This is a genomic window from Campylobacter sp. RM9328 (assembly GCF_012978615.1).
In genome coordinates, this window is the sequence record NZ_LIWF01000003.1 from 1 (window position 1) to 15,683 (window position 15,683).

At 37.8% G+C, this 15,683-nt stretch carries 17 protein-coding genes; 2 read left to right on the forward strand and 15 right to left on the reverse strand.

Features of this window, described 5'->3' with window-relative positions:
* Positions 1-114 precede the first annotated feature (114 nt).
* The 9 genes from CCAL9328_RS02520 to mqnP all read right to left on the reverse strand — a co-directional run bounded on the left by CCAL9328_RS02520 (position 115) and on the right by mqnP (position 5,753).
* The gene (locus CCAL9328_RS02520) at positions 115-768 is read right to left on the reverse strand and encodes a 16S rRNA (uracil(1498)-N(3))-methyltransferase (protein WP_169937952.1); all 654 of its coding nucleotides are present in this window, start codon (positions 766-768) and stop codon (positions 115-117) included.
* Positions 769-1,170: a hypothetical protein gene (locus CCAL9328_RS02525; protein WP_169937954.1), complete on the reverse strand. Its 402-nt coding sequence runs from the start codon at positions 1,168-1,170 to the stop codon at positions 769-771. It lies immediately after the preceding gene.
* A 10-nt stretch (positions 1,171-1,180) separates the two neighbouring features.
* Entirely contained in the window at positions 1,181-1,390 is a 210-nt protein-coding gene (locus tag CCAL9328_RS02530; protein WP_169937956.1) for a hypothetical protein, read from the reverse strand.
* Entirely contained in the window at positions 1,390-1,971 is a 582-nt protein-coding gene (locus tag CCAL9328_RS02535; RefSeq protein WP_169999926.1) for a 6-pyruvoyl trahydropterin synthase family protein, read from the reverse strand. Before CCAL9328_RS02535 ends, CCAL9328_RS02530 begins: the two co-directional genes overlap by 1 nt.
* A complete protein-coding gene (locus CCAL9328_RS02540; RefSeq protein ID WP_169972293.1) occupies positions 1,971-2,732 on the reverse strand; it encodes a 7-carboxy-7-deazaguanine synthase QueE in 762 nt (253 codons plus the stop codon). The genes CCAL9328_RS02535 and CCAL9328_RS02540 overlap by 1 nt, the downstream gene beginning before the upstream one ends.
* Positions 2,732-3,700: a GTP 3',8-cyclase MoaA gene (gene moaA, locus CCAL9328_RS02545; RefSeq protein ID WP_169999927.1), complete on the reverse strand. Its 969-nt coding sequence runs from the start codon at positions 3,698-3,700 to the stop codon at positions 2,732-2,734. The genes CCAL9328_RS02540 and moaA overlap by 1 nt, the downstream gene beginning before the upstream one ends.
* Before the next feature lie 149 nt (positions 3,701-3,849).
* Positions 3,850-4,356 (reverse strand): DUF6115 domain-containing protein, encoded by a 507-nt coding sequence (locus CCAL9328_RS02550; RefSeq protein WP_169937964.1) that lies wholly within the window; start codon positions 4,354-4,356, stop codon positions 3,850-3,852.
* 9 nt (positions 4,357-4,365) lie between these two features.
* The gene (locus tag CCAL9328_RS02555) at positions 4,366-4,887 is read right to left on the reverse strand and encodes a hypothetical protein (RefSeq protein ID WP_169937966.1); all 522 of its coding nucleotides are present in this window, start codon (positions 4,885-4,887) and stop codon (positions 4,366-4,368) included.
* Complete coding sequence (mqnP, locus tag CCAL9328_RS02560) at positions 4,884-5,753, reverse strand: menaquinone biosynthesis prenyltransferase MqnP (RefSeq protein ID WP_169937968.1); 870 nt, start codon at positions 5,751-5,753, stop codon at positions 4,884-4,886. Before mqnP ends, CCAL9328_RS02555 begins: the two co-directional genes overlap by 4 nt.
* Before the next feature lie 99 nt (positions 5,754-5,852).
* Between mqnP and miaA the strand changes: the two genes are divergently transcribed.
* Positions 5,853-6,734, forward strand: coding sequence for a tRNA (adenosine(37)-N6)-dimethylallyltransferase MiaA (miaA, locus tag CCAL9328_RS02565; RefSeq protein ID WP_169999928.1), 882 nt, complete (start codon positions 5,853-5,855; stop codon positions 6,732-6,734).
* On the opposite strand, the gene CCAL9328_RS02570 is transcribed toward miaA, so the two are convergent.
* Genes CCAL9328_RS02570 through CCAL9328_RS02580 form a run of 3 tightly spaced genes read right to left on the reverse strand, consistent with a single transcriptional unit; the run spans position 6,726 to position 11,545 of the window.
* Positions 6,726-9,098, reverse strand: a complete 2,373-nt coding sequence (locus CCAL9328_RS02570) for a tetratricopeptide repeat protein (protein WP_169972289.1) — start codon at positions 9,096-9,098, stop codon at positions 6,726-6,728. The two genes, miaA and CCAL9328_RS02570, sit on opposite strands and share 9 nt — an antisense overlap.
* Before the next feature lie 24 nt (positions 9,099-9,122).
* Complete coding sequence (locus tag CCAL9328_RS02575) at positions 9,123-9,839, reverse strand: hypothetical protein (protein ID WP_169937973.1); 717 nt, start codon at positions 9,837-9,839, stop codon at positions 9,123-9,125.
* A gap of 59 nt (positions 9,840-9,898) precedes the next feature.
* Positions 9,899-11,545 (reverse strand): multidrug ABC transporter permease/ATP-binding protein, encoded by a 1,647-nt coding sequence (locus CCAL9328_RS02580; protein ID WP_169999929.1) that lies wholly within the window; start codon positions 11,543-11,545, stop codon positions 9,899-9,901.
* Between the two features lie 126 nt (positions 11,546-11,671).
* Between CCAL9328_RS02580 and CCAL9328_RS02585 the strand changes: the two genes are divergently transcribed.
* A complete protein-coding gene (locus CCAL9328_RS02585; protein ID WP_194239582.1) occupies positions 11,672-12,673 on the forward strand; it encodes an AI-2E family transporter in 1,002 nt (333 codons plus the stop codon).
* Here the strand turns inward: CCAL9328_RS02585 and CCAL9328_RS02590 are convergent, their stop codons facing one another.
* The 3 genes from CCAL9328_RS02590 to CCAL9328_RS02600 form a co-directional block, all read right to left on the reverse strand.
* Entirely contained in the window at positions 12,674-14,044 is a 1,371-nt protein-coding gene (locus CCAL9328_RS02590; protein WP_169937977.1) for a coproporphyrinogen III oxidase family protein, read from the reverse strand.
* A 209-nt stretch (positions 14,045-14,253) separates the two neighbouring features.
* Positions 14,254-14,751, reverse strand: a complete 498-nt coding sequence (locus tag CCAL9328_RS02595) for a YajQ family cyclic di-GMP-binding protein (protein ID WP_169972285.1) — start codon at positions 14,749-14,751, stop codon at positions 14,254-14,256.
* The gene (locus tag CCAL9328_RS02600) at positions 14,741-15,682 is read right to left on the reverse strand and encodes a D-2-hydroxyacid dehydrogenase (RefSeq protein ID WP_169999930.1); all 942 of its coding nucleotides are present in this window, start codon (positions 15,680-15,682) and stop codon (positions 14,741-14,743) included. The genes CCAL9328_RS02595 and CCAL9328_RS02600 overlap by 11 nt, the downstream gene beginning before the upstream one ends.
* Position 15,683: the final 1 nt, after the last annotated feature.

The window sequence follows — 15,683 nt, forward strand, 5'->3', positions numbered from 1 at the left end:
TTCTATAAATATTTGCTTACAAAGTACAAGGTTTTTATTAAAACAATATGTAATGTAAAATATAGATTTATAAAATAACATAAAAGCTATAATTTTTATAAATCCAATATTAACTTACGCTAAAAATTTACTTGCTATACTGATGATGGCTGTTTGTGATTTTAAGATATTTTGCGTTTTAAGTGAGTATTGGTTTTGAAGTTTTAAGCTCTCTTCCGGAGCAAATCCACCTTCTGGTCCTATAAGTAGTAGCTCGTTTGAGTATTTTTCTAGACTTTTGCCGTTAAAATTTATAGCTGCAACGTTTTGATAAACATCTAAAAATTCATCCAAGCTGTTATAAATTTCAAACTCCATTAGCGTTGATCTACCGCTTTGCTCGCAAGATAGGGCGCAAATATATTCTAAACGCTCAAAATCTATTTTAAAATTTGCTTGAGAAAATTTAGTATAAACAAAGATGAGTTTGCCAACACCTAGCTCATTTAAAAATGGCAATGCCTTTTCTATCGTTTTTGGATCTACGACAGCCCAAGCGATGCTAAAGTCATACACAACTTTAGGCACGCTACTTGTAAACACAAGCTCTAAAATAGCGCTTCTTCTGTCAAACTCTATGATCTCGTATAAATAATCCTTGCCGTCTTTTAAATTTCTAAAGCTTACCCTGTCGCCTTTGATATTTCTTCGCGCTTTTAGATGTAAAAAAGTTTCATTTACAACCTTTAGTTGTTCACATCCTGCGCGCTCATCGTATAAAAATTTCATTTAAAACCCCGCAAAGATCAAGATACTAATATCGGCTATGCCCTTAAAAAGCGCAAATCGTCTAAATTTGACCAAATTTCCCTCTCTTTGGTATCGTTTAAGGCGTTTGTAGCCTATGGCGCTTAATGCTATGAGTGCAAAAATACCAAGAACCATCTTTAAAACATGCAAATTTACGATGAAATTTAAAACACTTAAAAGCACAAGCCCCGTAAAAAATATCGCTGCCAAAAATGCGTGATAAATGGGTAAAAAGTAACGAATTCTAAGCGAATAGTTTTTATTATTTATGCCAAATTGCGTAAGAAAAAGATAGATGCAAACAAGTGATAGTAAAACATGCATAAAACCTTGATGAAGCGGCAAGGTGTATGCATAAAGCCCTAGTAAGTGTTCGTTCATGCTCTGCTCATTACTTACTTTGTGGGTTGTTTTGATTGCTTTCGATGGCAGGCTCTGGAGGCAAGGTCTCGTCTATAGTGACATTTGCGTCAAGTGCTGATATCGGCACATCGGTAGGCACGGTGTCGTTCTGTGTGGCAAATTCTACCTTCTTTTCTTCACAGCCACTAAGCCCAAACACCAAAAGTGCACAAAAGGCTAAAAATTTCATAAATTTCATCAAACATCCTTTGGATTTATGATCGGTTTTTTTAGTTTTATTTTCTCAAATAGCTCTTTATCTTCCCATTCTTCTATGATGGATGGCGAAAATACAATATCGTCTAAGCTTATATCGCCCATGCGCTCGTTATACGCGTCATCATAAAAGCACTGTGCATATCCTGTGTCGGTTTCGTGCACGATAACACTATGAAGTTTTACTTCGCGCTCTCCGTTGCTCATGACGGTGCTTTTTAAAAGCCTATCGATGATGACGAAAAATACCCTACAAAACTGCTCTGCTGATGGATTTACCGGTATGCTTATCCAGCGTTGCGAGTGCTTTTTAAGGTCGTTTTGATACTCTAGGTCATCTTTGTCGTATATCGTTGTGGCGTGATCGAAGCTGTCTATTATAGTTTTGATGTTTTGTTTCATGAGTCCAAAGTCATAAACCATGCCAGCGTTGTCTAAGAAATTTGAGCTAAGTAAAATTTCTGCTACATAGCTATGTCCGTGTATACTGGTTCTGCAACGTTTAGAGCTGCAAAATCTAACAATATGTGCATTTTCAAATTTAAACAGTTTTCGTATTATCATTAAACACCCTCTTTTTTATCCCAAATTCTTATATGTATGCGCTCTGAGTAGTTAAACCCATGCTTAATAGCAAAATTTGCCACCGCAAGAGCATTGCGTGATAGTTCATCTTGCTCAGCGCCCATGGGCATACACCAAACTTCGTTTTTATATATATTTAAAACTTGCAAAATTTGTTCCAAGTCATCACTTGTTGGCTTATGTAAAACAAACTTATAAAAGCTGTCTTTTGCGTTTTGGCATATTGACTTTATGGCGCTTTCGTTTATGCGCTTAGCTTTGCTTATACCACTGTTTGATAGTTTTATGCCAAGTGCAAAGTAGCAACTTCTATAAACTGGAAATTTATCAAAATCAATCTCTATCGTTGCGTTGGTTTCGAAATGAACTTCAAATTCTCGCCTCAAAAATTCACTTGTTAAATTTATAAAGTTCTCATCTTTATGATGTATAAGCGGTTCTCCGCCTGTCATGACGATGATAGGCTTAAATTTCAGATCCTTGCAGTATCTATCAACGATGGATAAAATTTCATCTTTACTAAATGTCTTAGCTTCAAAATGTCCGGTAAAAACAGCTCTTATCGTATCGCAACCGGTTAAAATTTCGCCTGTTTTTTGTGATTTGACTTTTACGTTAAAGCCCGCGCAGTTTAGGTTACAACCAAAAAATCTTAAAAATATCGCCAACCGCCCTTGAAATTTCCCTTCGCCTTGAATGCTCAAAAAGCTCTCGACAAGTCTAAGTCCACTCTGTGACATCAACCACCCGTTTGATAAAATGCGCGGCTTGAGGTTTCGTTTTGAGTTCCGACCGCCCATTTGTTTTTCTCTGGTTTGTTTTCTAAAACCTGTCTTAAAATTTCACTAGCGGCTACGATGTCGCCTTTGCTTACGGCATCTTTGATACTAAGCGCATCTTCAAAATAAAGACAAGGTATAAGTAGTCCCTCCGCGCTTAGGCGTATGCGGTTGCAACTCTCGCAAAAGTCGTGTTTGTGTGGGTCTATGATGCCAAATTTATAGCCGTCTTCTAGTTTGTAAATAGAGGCTGGGGAATTTGGTAGTTTTTCGTCTTTTGTGATTTTGTATTTTTCTGAGATGATGGCTAAAATTTCATCACTTTTTAGCCCTTTTAAGTCATCTTTGGCGTGAGTGTTTTCCATGTATTCGATGAAGCGAATTTGAGAGCCTCTAAATTTTGCAAACTCGAGCAAAGACACGAGCTCGTTATCGTTTATGCCTTTAAGCGCCACAGTGTTTAGCTTGACCTTTAATCCTGCGTCAAGAGCCGCTTCAAATCCCGCTAAAACTTCGTGTAAAATACCCTTTTGAGCGATAAATTTCGCCTTTTTTTCATCAAGTGTATCAAGCGACATGTTTATGCGTTTTAGCCCCACATCTTTTAATCTTTTGGCGTAGTGGCGTAGCATAAAGCCGTTTGTCGTAAGCGCAAGATCGATGTCTGGTTTATAGTCGCTTATCATTTTTATAAATACGTCTAAGTCCTTACGCACGAGCGGTTCGCCGCCTGTTATACGTATCTTTGTTACACCTTGGTCAATGGCGACTTTGACAAATAAAAATAGTTCTTCAAATGTTAATAAATTCTCTTTTGGCATCCAGCTAAACGGGGTTGTCGGCATGCAGTATCTGCAACGAAAGTTACATCTTTGAGTTACTGATATGCGTAAATAATCAACCGTTCTGCCATACTTATCAACTAGCATAGTTTTACCTTATAAAGCCATAAAATGCTTTTTAAATTTAATATCATCATTATAAACTAAAACTTTTAAACCAATATAAAACACAAAAGGTTGATTTTGCCGTTATTTGCGAGGCATTGCTTGGACTCAAAGACTAAAATTTATCCTACTTAGGCTAGTTGATGTAGTTTAAGCACAAATTCTACTCGCCCAACTCCAAGTCTTAGGTCCTTTGCTATCATCTCGATACTTTTGCCGGAGTTAAACATACGCACTATCTGCTCTTCTTCATTTTGCGCGCTTGGGGTGATCTTGCCTATATCGCGAGTGCGCTCTTCTAAGTTATACATCCTGTCTTTTTGTTCGCTTGCAAACTCGTCTATCACGCGCTCTATACTCTTTATCGCTTTTATGATCGGCACTATTTTTTCATTTAGATCGTTTTCAAGCTTTTTGCTAAGCTCTGATTTTAACTCTTCGTTGTCCTTTGTGTCGTCATCTTTAGAAAGAGGTAAATTTTCAATCTGCTTTTTGAGATTAAAATTTTCTTGCATAAGTCCTTCTATGGCTCTTTCGTAGCGAGTAAAGCGCCTATTGGCTTCATTTTCTTTTATTAGGATAAATGCTATTATGATAACTAAGACAACAACCAAGCCGCCGATGATGAAAAGATCCATTGTTTTCCTTTAAGAATTTGCCCTAAGCTCTCGTATCATAACACGCTCTCTTGATGTTACGTAAGCATCCCAGTCGCTAACGTCTTCTTCGTGCATATTTGTGATATAGGCGGTAGTTTTGTCAAGTGCATTTAGATACATCGCGATATTTCTTTTAGGAAATATCGGCATCAAAATTCTAGCGTAATACCGTCTTTTTGGCTCAAATTTCGGTTCACTTAGGCGTATATGTTCAAAGCCGATACCGTCTATCTTGGCGCTTTGAGCAAGGTCGATGTATTGCTTTTGTTCGTTTTTTATCACATCACTAAGCTCGTCTAATTTGCGGTGAAGCTCAACCAAAAGCGTTAGCATGACTTGGTCGCTCTCTTTTGTATCGCCACGCGACTTTACACGCTTTAGCCATGCTCCAAGCGGGTCTTCGTCGCTTGGGATTATGGAGTTAAATTCTTGCAAGAAGTCTATATTGCTAAGCTCATCAAGCTCAAATTTAATGTCTAGCGAAGCGGGTATTATGCGTATGTTGCTCATAGTGCACTCAATAAAACAAATACAAAAAACAAAATTCCAAGATAACCGTTTAGTGTGAAAAACGCACGATCTATCTTGCTAAAGTCTCGTCTTACGATACGATGTTCCATGAAAAGTATGACGCCGCTAACTACGATACCAAAAAATGCTAAAAATCCAAGCTGTGCCGCCCATGCAAAAAGTAGCCAAAGTAGTGTCGCAACGACGTGAAATATAGCCGAGATAAACATTGTGGCTTTTTCGCCATATACCGAAGGTATGCTAAAAAGTCCCATTTTTTGGTCAAATTCTATATCCTGAAGTGAGTAAAGTAGGTCAAACCCTGCAACCCAAAACACAACTCCAAGACACAAAAGCACGCTCCAAAGCGGTATCTCGCCGCTTACCGCAACCGCTCCGGCGATAGGCGCAAGACCAAGGCAAAGCCCTAAAACAAGATGAGCTAACTCGCTAAATCTCTTAAATAAAGAGTAACCGGCTAAAATTCCAAGTATTGGAAAACTAAGCCAAAATGCGAGTGAGTTTATAAAATAAGCCGTGATGATAAAAACAGCTGCATTCGCGATGATAAAAAGCTCTAAATTTCTTCTTCCTACTCTGCCGTCTACACTTGGGCGATTTGCTGTGCGAGGGTTGAGCTTGTCGATATCTTCGTCCTTATATCGGTTGTAAGCCATAGCGAAATTTCTAGCACTTACGGCACATAAAATTCCTAAAACTAAAAGCCCAAATCCAAACCAAACACTGTCGTTTGTTTGTTTGCTAGCGACAACCATCGCCGTAAATATAAAAGGTAGAGCGAAAACCGAGTGCTTAAATACGATTAGTTCGCCGATATCTTGTAAAATTTTTATAAATTTTTTCATTTATCTTCCATTGTTAAATTTTCTCATTTTACTCTCTTTTGCTTTAAATTTAAATTTATATTGTTATAATGAAGCCATTTTAGCGCGTAAGGCAGGAAAATGTTTCACCAACTAGCCCTCATCGGCACGACTGCAAGCGGCAAGAGTTCGCTAGCTATACAAATCGCTCGTAAATTTAACGGAGTTATCTTAAGTCTTGATTCGCTTGCTTTGTATAAACAAATCGACATTGCAAGTGCCAAACCTAGCAAGAGCGAGCTCGAGCTTGTAAAGCATTTTGGGGTCAATGAAATTTATGTAAATGAAGACTTTAGCGTCGGAATGTTTTTTAAAATTTATCAAAATGCCTTAAAGTGGGCGCAAGATAATGGCTGCCTTTTGATAATCACCGGCGGAAGCGGCTTTTACTTAAAGGCCATGCTTAGTGGTCTTACTCCCGATGTGCCAAAATGCGAAATTCCAAGTAATGAAGAAATTTATAGTTTAGCTAAGAAGATAGATGGTGATTTTGCTATGAAATTTAGTCAAAACGATAGTTATAGACTTGAAAAATGGTATCAAATTTATAAATTTAGCAATGAAATTCCAAGCATTTGGTTAAAGGAAAATACGGGTGAACCGCTCATAAAAGAGCTTGAGATATATGAAATTTTATGGCCAACCCAAGCAATAAGAGAGCGTATAAAAGAAAGAACACATCAGATGTTCAAACAAGGTTTGCTTGATGAGGCGAAATTTTTATTTGACACATACGGATATGAACAAAAAGCCCTTAAATCAATCGGTCTTAAAGAGTGCGCGCAGTATTTTAGGGGTGAAATTTCAAATGTCGCGGAGCTTGAAGAGCTGATAATGATACACACGACACAGCTTGCAAAACGCCAACGCACATTTAACCGCTCGCAGTTTGAAAAAGAATTTATCGGCGAACCTGACGCGGTTGAAGATGTGCTTATAAAACGTCTTGAAGGCTTAGTTTAAAATTTGAAGCTGTGCTTCGCATGAGCTTTTCCACGGGCTGTTGAAATTTGAACCAACGCACTCATTTAGATGCTCTCTTGCAAGATCATATCGCTTAAGTTTGATGTAGATTTCAGATATTAAATTTAATGCTCTAAGCCTATCTTGAGGCTCTAGCTTCATGTTTAAGATGTATTTTGCCTCATCAAGCGCTTCATTTATGCTATCTATCTTCAAAAGCGAAGTCGCATAAAGTAAATTTAGCTTTGGAGAAAAGACATTTATCTTAACTCTAGTTTGTAACTCAAGAGCCTTTTTGGCATAGACGGTAACCGTAGCATGGTTGTTTTTGCCAAAGGCGTATTCGCTAATTGCATTATATGCCTCGATGATTTTAAAGTCTTGCCCTCTAAGCTGTTCTATGGCGCTAAGCGTAGCTATGGCCTCTTCTATGCGGTTTAAATTTAACAGCGAGTAAAATCTATCAAAAAGCACCGGAGTGGGGTCTGAGTACTCAACTCCCGCACCAAGTCCCAAGGCTTCGTTTGCAACTTGAACGGTTTGCTCGTAATCTTTCATTTGGTATAAAATTTTACTCAAATTTACTAGCCACTCGACGCGGTCTTCTAGGTTTTCATCTTTTATGTGGGATTTTGAGAGATTAAGCGCGTCGTTGTATCTTGCTGTGCGGAAGTAGCACTCGTATAGTTTAAACTGAGGAAGTGAAATTTTATCGACATCGTAGTTTTCAAGTAAATTTATCACAATCTGACAGTCGTTGTTTATAAATCCAATCCTCGCAAGCTCGTATGCGGCGCGGTCGAGGTAGTTTGTGGCTTCGGTTAGGTTGAGGTCTCTGGCTTTTTGAGTGTAGCTAAGCACGTCGCGGTATTTTCGCTCGTTAAAATTTAGAGCCATTTCGCTTACAAGCGCCTTTTTACCGATATCAGAGCTGTCGTATTTGTCCATCAAGCTTCTATAATGCTCGTGAAGCTTGGTTGAGTTATTTTCTTTTAACTCAAAAAAGAGCGCATCAAGGGCTTGTGTGACTTCGGCAGAGTATTCGCCGTTGTATTTAAATTCACTCTCGTAGCGTTTTAAGTAAGCATAAGCTCTATTTACGTCATTTAGTTTGGCTAAATTTATGCCTATGTTTTTTAAAGCAACTTCATAAAATGGGCTATTGCGTTCGCTGTTGTCGGCTATGATCTCGTAAATTTTAGCCGCTACGTCAGGCATGTTTTTATCAACGAAAACCCCGGCTAAATTTATCGCTCGAGCAGGATCGTTCATGAAAAATTTTTCATTCGCATTTAAAATTTTAAGTATGAAATTCTTTGCGTCTTCAAATTTCTCTTTGTCTATGTTTGCGTCCACAAGAGATAGTGCCGCTCTGCTTGCGATATCGACATCGCCGGTGTTGTAAAGGACGTTTTCATAAAAGCTTATAGCCTCTTTTTGTCTGCTGTTTTTATAAAGATAATCAGCATAATCAAGCATGGTAAGTCTTGTGAATTTAGACCTTTCATGCTCGTTTATAAGTGTGTCAAGCATGTATTTAGCATCGCTTGCTATGCCGTCTTTTAAGTAGGCTCTAGCGATGATGTAAAGAACTTCGGGATAGTTTTCGTCAGCGGCAAATTTCCTCATCCATGCTCTTCCCTCGGCAACTAGCGAATTTGGAGTGGAGTCCTCAAATCTATCCTCTTTTTCAAAAATTTTATCAAGCGCGCGAAGTCTGTAGAGTAAAAATTCACTTGCAAAAAGGCTTTGCGGGTGTCTTTGTATGGCGATTTTAGTTTCTGCTACAACAACTGGATAGTTGCCGCTCTCGTAGGCTCGCTTTATGTTTATATAAAGGTCTATGTCGTTGCTATCCATGCCCTCTATCGGAGCCATGTTAAGGTCAAGCGCGCCGATGGATGGGCGCAAAAGCTCGCTAAAATCAGGAGCGAAATTTAGTCCGTTTGGTTTTAGCGGATCAAATTCTTTTAAGCTTTGATCGATGATGATACTAAAGTGTTTTGAGATGCTACTGCTCGAACTAAAGGCACGAGTGTCGTTATATAGTTCGCTTGAGATGTTTAGTAGTCTTGAGTTTGCCTTTGGCAAGATGATAACAAAGAGCTTGCCGTCTTGTTTTTTGTATTTTATATCCATAAGAGGCAAGATAGTGTCTTCTATCTGTGGCAAAACACCGTCGTTAAGCATGCAAACATAACGCTTGGTGTCATATGCTAAAAGTTGCTCAACGCACTCGAATTCCTCTTCGTCGCTAAGCTGAAGGACGCTATATGGCTTGCCGTTTTCGATACCGCTGTTTAGGCTAAGATTAAAAGCGTAGATAAAAATAGGAAAAAATAAAACCAAAAAAGCTTTTTTCATCTTAGTGTTACAGCCGCCTTGTTTTTAAATTTTACTTACTTTAACAAGCTTGAAGTTGTATCCGACAACTTCACTAACACCAACTAGTGCCACTGTTCCTTTTAGGTTTTTATCAAGCCTAAATTTGCGAGTTAAACTAAAGTCGTCGCTACTAACAGTTATCGTGTCGCCGTCTTTTATCTTGCTTGCCATGCTAAAAGTAGTAGTTCCTACTATCTCGTCGCTGCTATCGTTTTTATAAAGATAGATAACGCTTCCGTCAAAATTTAAAAGCTCTTTTAATTCGCTTAAATTTCCGTTTGTTTCATACTCTGTGGCTTGTGTATCGGCTAAGATAACATCTAAATTTAATATTTCTAAAAGCTCAAATATCATTTTTGCGTCGGGATTTGTAAAAAACGAACTGTCTATTATGACGTTTTTGGCATCTTTTAGCCATAGAACAAGCTCTTTTATCTCCTCTTCGCCGACATTACACTCCCCGCTTAAAAGTCCATCGTCAAGCTCGTCAAAATACTCCTTGTGCGCATTTGATACGTGTTTGCAAAGTAGGGCTAGAACGTAGCTTACAGAGCCTATTTCGCAACGTATTAAATTTTCGTTTCCAAGTAGCTCATCTTCAAAGCATGAGATGTATTTAAATTCACAGGTTTTAAGTTCGTTTGCCAATGCCGGATTTGAAAGACTTAGTAAATTTGCAAGACTTAATGTTTTTGCTTTTTTAAATTTATGAAATTTCATATTTGACCTTTTTGAGATTTATATATTTTATAAAATTTTCTTTTTAACTTCGTTTAAAATTAATCCCGCTCAAGTCTTTCGACTGCGTCTTTACTTGCCTTTTCGCGTTCATCGCCTGTTAATTCGCTAATTTTACCCTCTTTTACGAGTAAAATTCTATCCGCCATATCAAAATACGCATCATCATGGCTAATGGCAACTATACTTATGCCTTTTTGCTTTAAAAACGGCAAAATTTCATGGTAAAACACCCGCTTAAATATCGGATCTTGATCGGCCGCCCACTCATCAAGCACGAGTAAAGATCTTTTTTCAAGCAGTGCTATAAAAAGCCCAAGACGTTTTCTTTGCCCTTGAGATAGTGCCGTAGTGCTTAGCTTGTCATCTATAACTTTAACCTTTTTATCTATGCAAAGCATGCGTAAAAGCTCGTCCATCTCCTTTTTATCTGCAAATTCGTCCGTGTTTGAAAGTGTTTGGGAGAAGAGGTAGAAATTTGAAAGTATCGCACTTACGTTTGACTGATATGAGCGTAAATTTTGATCGTTTATGCCGACTTCATCAAGTAAAATTTCTCCATGCGTCGGAGCTAAAAGACCGCAAAGTATGTTTGAAAAGGTACTCTTTCCGCTGCCGTTTTTGCCGATGACAAATACCGTTTCACCACGTTTTATGCTTAAATTTACATCTTTAAGGCTGAAATTTTTATCAGGATAACTAAAGCCGACATTTTTAAATTCTATCTTTTTCCACTCCTTACCAAGCTCGTCATTAAAGTCAAATTTGTCCGAAGTGTATTGAGCTAAATTTAAATTTGAAATTTTATCCATGCTAACTTTTGCGCTAAGAGCCGTTGGGATAGAGCCTACCATTGCGATCAGTGAGCCACGCAAAAACAGTATCGTAAGGCTAACGGTAACTGCTGTTTGCAAACTCGCCCAGCCAAATCCTACGCATAAAAGCACACACATGCCAACCGCACCAAGAAGCATGACGTTTGTAAAATTGTCAGAAATTGCATGAAACACATCAGCCTTTACCATGCTTTTTCGTTTTTTGTCTGAAATTTCATTTAGTTCGTTAAAGCAAATTTTGGCTCTGCTTCGATTAAGAGTAAGTTCGGCGTGTCCTTCAACGGCGTCATTGTAGCTTTGTTGAAGCTCGTCGTCATTTTTTCTTGCTATAGAAAAATGATAGTGGATTTTTCTCATTAAAAATGCGCTAATGCCAAGAGCAAAACCAAGCCAGATAAATATAAATGTAAATAATTTTGGCGATATGTAAAACATATAAATTCCGGAAGCCATGATGAAAACAGACCCTTGGATAAGTCCCGGAGCGCTCATAAATGCAAACGAGATCGTCCTTATATCGCTGTTTAGACTTGCTATGAGTTTTGCTTTGCCGATGGTGTCTATTTGCGTGTTTGAAGTGTCTAATATCTGTTTAACAAGGCGCTTTCTTATCTCAAAAACAAGACCGTGGCCAAAGGTTGTAAGTGTGATATTTGCATAAACTGAAGAGAGAAAAAATAGCAATAAAAGCGATATAAACTGTACCGCTACTATCGCGTCAAAGCTTTGCGCTCCAAGTAGTCGTTCGTTGATAAAAGACAAAACTCCAATGCCAAGAGCGCTAAAAATAAGCGTTAGAAATACGATTTTCACGATAGATAGGATATTGTTTTTAATTAAGGATTTTATCATAAGCCGTCCAGAAAATTTTTTAAATTTTAGGCAAAAAAGATAAATTTAGTTTTAATTTTATATTGACAGCGAATTTTATAATATTACGATATAATTTTGCCAAAACAGCCACGACAAAGGACTATCTTGAAAGCTTCACTGATCTACATCGCAAGTTTTGTCATCATAGCATCGGGTTTAAAAGCTGCAGGAACGGTTGTTTTTCCATTTTTACTGGCGGTTTTTATAGCCATTGTTATTTCTCCTGCTATAAAAAAACTACAAGAGTTAAAACTGCCGCGAATTTTAGCTTTTATCCTAGTTATGGGTGTGATATTTTTTGCTTTAGGGTCTATAACAAACACTGTCGTAAAAACTTTAAACGGACTACTAGGATACATGCCGGAACTTCAGGCTAAATTTAAAATTTTAACTGATGAATACATTAAACTAGCCGTTAAATACGGCTTTGAGATAAATAGCGTCCTGCCTAGCGGGTTTGATCCAAATAGTATCTTCACAAGTGTTGGAGGCTTTTTAAAAAGCGGCACCCAAATCGCATCAAAAGCGTTTTTTATCTTTTTGCTTGTTACTTTCATGCTATTTGAAACTCAAATTTTTTATCAAAAAGTTGAGTATTTTGCTAGTAAAAATCCGCAAACAAATTTGATCGTAGATACTTTTATATCAAATTTAAAACGCTATCTTGCCATAAAGTCGATCGCCTCCGGGGCAACCGGTATAATTATCTGGTTGGGACTTGAATTTCTTGGTGTTCCTTATGCTTCGCTTTGGGGTATAGTGGCGTGTGTGTTAAATTTTATCCCGACGATAGGCTCGATAATAGCGGCATTTCCTGCGATACTGGTATCGCTTTTACTAAATGATATAAGCACCTGTTTGTGGGTTGCTACTCTTTATATTTGCGTAAATGTTGCGATAGGAAATTTTATAGAGCCTAAATTTCTAGGCAAGGGGCTTGGCATAAGCACTCTTGTGGTCTTGCTTAGCTTGCTTTTTTGGGGATTTTTGTTTGGAGTAGGCGGGATGTTTTTAGCTGTTCCTTTAACAATGAGCCTAAAAATCGCGCTTGATGCAAACCCAAGCACGAAATTTATAGCTGTTTTATTAAGCGATAAAGTTGAGTAGCTAGATCGCAGCCTTTGGTCTTGTGACCGCTTGCTCATAGCTAACCCCTGTATCTTCGCTCATAACATGTAAATTTTTAGTTCGTTTGATCTTTGCGTCATCTTTAAATAAAGCACGAACTCTATCCATGCCGGCATAAAAATCACGCATAAGCACAACACAGATATACTTACCAAAAAATGTCGGTTTAATGCAGCCGTTTTCTTCATATATGGCATTTACGAGTTTTAGTAAATTTAGCTCTACAAATAGATCTTTATGGATGTTTGCGCCATTGTTTTTATTGTATTTTGCGATGTCTACCGATCCGTCAAAAAGTTCTGTTAAAAATATATACTTTAAGCGCTCTTTTTTGGTAAATGCGCATTTTGCTATTACCGTGCTATTTTGCGCTTTGACCTTGCGACCGTAGTCAAGAAGGTTAAAAGCGTTTATAACAAGTTCTCCTTCTAAAAAGCTAAACGCACCGCTACCGATGCCGACGTATTCGTGATTTGAGCCGACGTATTCATCGCGCATATCGGCATTTTTTTGATTTGAAAACGCCCATGCGTTACTTTGGCGATATCCGCCTTTGGCAAATTCATCTACGATTATCTCGTAAAATTCGCGCTCATTGTCTACGTTTGAAACACCAAGCGAACGAGCGATATTATCGCGAGTTAGTTCTGATTTCATTAACGGGTAGAGCGTGATTTGTTCAGGTGCTATGGCTTTTGAAATTTTTATATCGTTTATTAACTGCTCTTTTGTTTGATTTGGTAGATTAAAGATAAGATCAAGGCTGATAACCGGTATCATACCAACGGCTTTTTCAAGTCTTTTTTGAACTTCAGCCGAGCTACCGAATTTCTCATATCTGCCGACTTTTTTTAGTATAGAGTCATCAAAACTTTGAACGCCAACGCTTAGACGGTCGATAAGTCCGTCAAATCTAGTAAGACTTTCAGGTGAGATGTGGTTTGGATCGCTTTCTGCCGATATATCCTCTATGTTAAAAAGCTCTTTTGCAAGGCGTAGTGTTTTTTCAAGTTCAGGCTCATTTATAAGCGTTGTTCCGCCACCTACATAAAGGGAGTTAAAGTCAAAACCGGCTGCTTTTACCTGACGCATCTCTTCGCGTAAATTTTCAAAGTAGTGTTTGGCTAGCTCTTGCTCGTAGTGGTATTTGTGAAACGAGCAGTATGGGCAAAAAGTATGGCAAAAGGGCACATGCGCATATAGCATGTATTTTTTGCCTTCTTTTGGAGTTTTTGTGTATTTTTGATTTTCGTCTAAGATTTTTATATTAAATTCATTATAAAGAGAGCGCTGTATAGATTTATGTGCATAATTTACCGCAAAACTCTCTACGGTATTTTTAAAAATCATGATTAGTTACCTTTAGTAAGTATTTTTTAAATAATTTGTTAGAATATCGAAATTTTAATTAAATTTAACTTTTATAAAAGAGCGATACGTGAATTTTACGGCATTTTAGCTTATAAATTTAAAGAGAAATTAAATCGCAACAAAATTATATTAAGCTATTAAAACAACCAAGGCAACAAAAAATTGCATTGCCGCCTTGGTTGTGGGGATTATTTTAAATTTTTAAAGCTCAGAGGAAGTTCTAAATTTAGTCCTTTTACAAGACGTATACACTCTTGTAGATCATCGATCGACTTGCTTACTACTCGCACCTCTTCACCTCGGATGCTAGCTGTTACTTTTAGCTTTGCATCTTTGATGGCTTTTGTGATCTTTTTGGAGTTTTCGCTGTCTAAAGTATCGTTTAGCTTTAAAATGGCCTTTATATTACCTCCGCCAGCACTTTCGCGTTTGCTCTCACTAAGCGCCACAGGCGGGATGTTGCGTTTGATAAGCTTTGAGATAACGATATCTTTTAAGGCGTCTATCTTGTTGTCACTTGAGCTTAAAAGGCTTACAAATTTCTCCTTTTCATTTAGCTCTATTTGGGCGGTTACACCCTTGAAATCATATCTGGCCGCAAGCTCTTTTTTTGATGTTTCAAGAGCGTTTTTAACCTCCATCATATCGACTGCACAACTTATGTCAAAACTATGTTCACTTGCCATTTTCGTCCTTTATGAATTCTTCAATGTTTTTAACTATTAAATTTATAAGCTTTTCTCTAGCTTCTAAACTAGCCCATGCTATGTGTGGAGTGATGATCAAATTCGAGCTATTTTTAATATTTAAAAGCGGATGGTTTGCACTCATAGGTTCACTTTCTAGCACATCGATACATGCTTTTAAATTTTTATCATCGATAGCTTTTGCAAGCGCTTCCTCATCAACTATCCCGCCTCTGCCAAAGTTGCATATAATCGCTCGCGGCTTCATTAGCTCAAGCTCTTTTTTGCCGATGATCGACTTGGTTTTTTCATTTAAAGGTGCATGAATGCTTACGATATCGCAAATTTTTAGAAGCTCTTTAAGCTCTAAGCGCTCAAATTCCGTGTTGTTGTTTGCTCCGCTTGTAGAGTAGTAAAAAACTTTAGCTCCAAAGGCTTGGGCTACTTTTGCTACGTTTTTGCCTATCTCTCCAAGACCGATTATGCCGAAATTTTTGCCAGAAAGTTCGCAAATAGCTCTATCTAAATTTGTAAAAATTTCACTTTTTACCCATTCGCCGCTTTTTACATAACCATCATAAAACTCGACTTCGTTTAAAAGAGCCAAAAGTGAAGCGAAAGTCTGTTGTGTAACGCTATTTGTAGAGTATCCTGCGACATTTTTAACAGGGATATTTTTCTCTTTTGCGTATCGCATATCTACATTATTTGTTCCGGTTGCGCTAACGCAGATTAGCTTTAAATTTGTAGCGTCCATGACCTCTTTTGTTATCAAGACTTTGTTGGTGATAACGATATCGGCATCCTTTAGTCTTTGTATGGCGTCGTCTTGTGCGGTTGTTTCATAACGCACAAATTCGCCAAATTTTTTAAATACATCTAAATTTATATCACTTCCAAGCGTTAAAGCGTCTAAACACACGATTTTCACG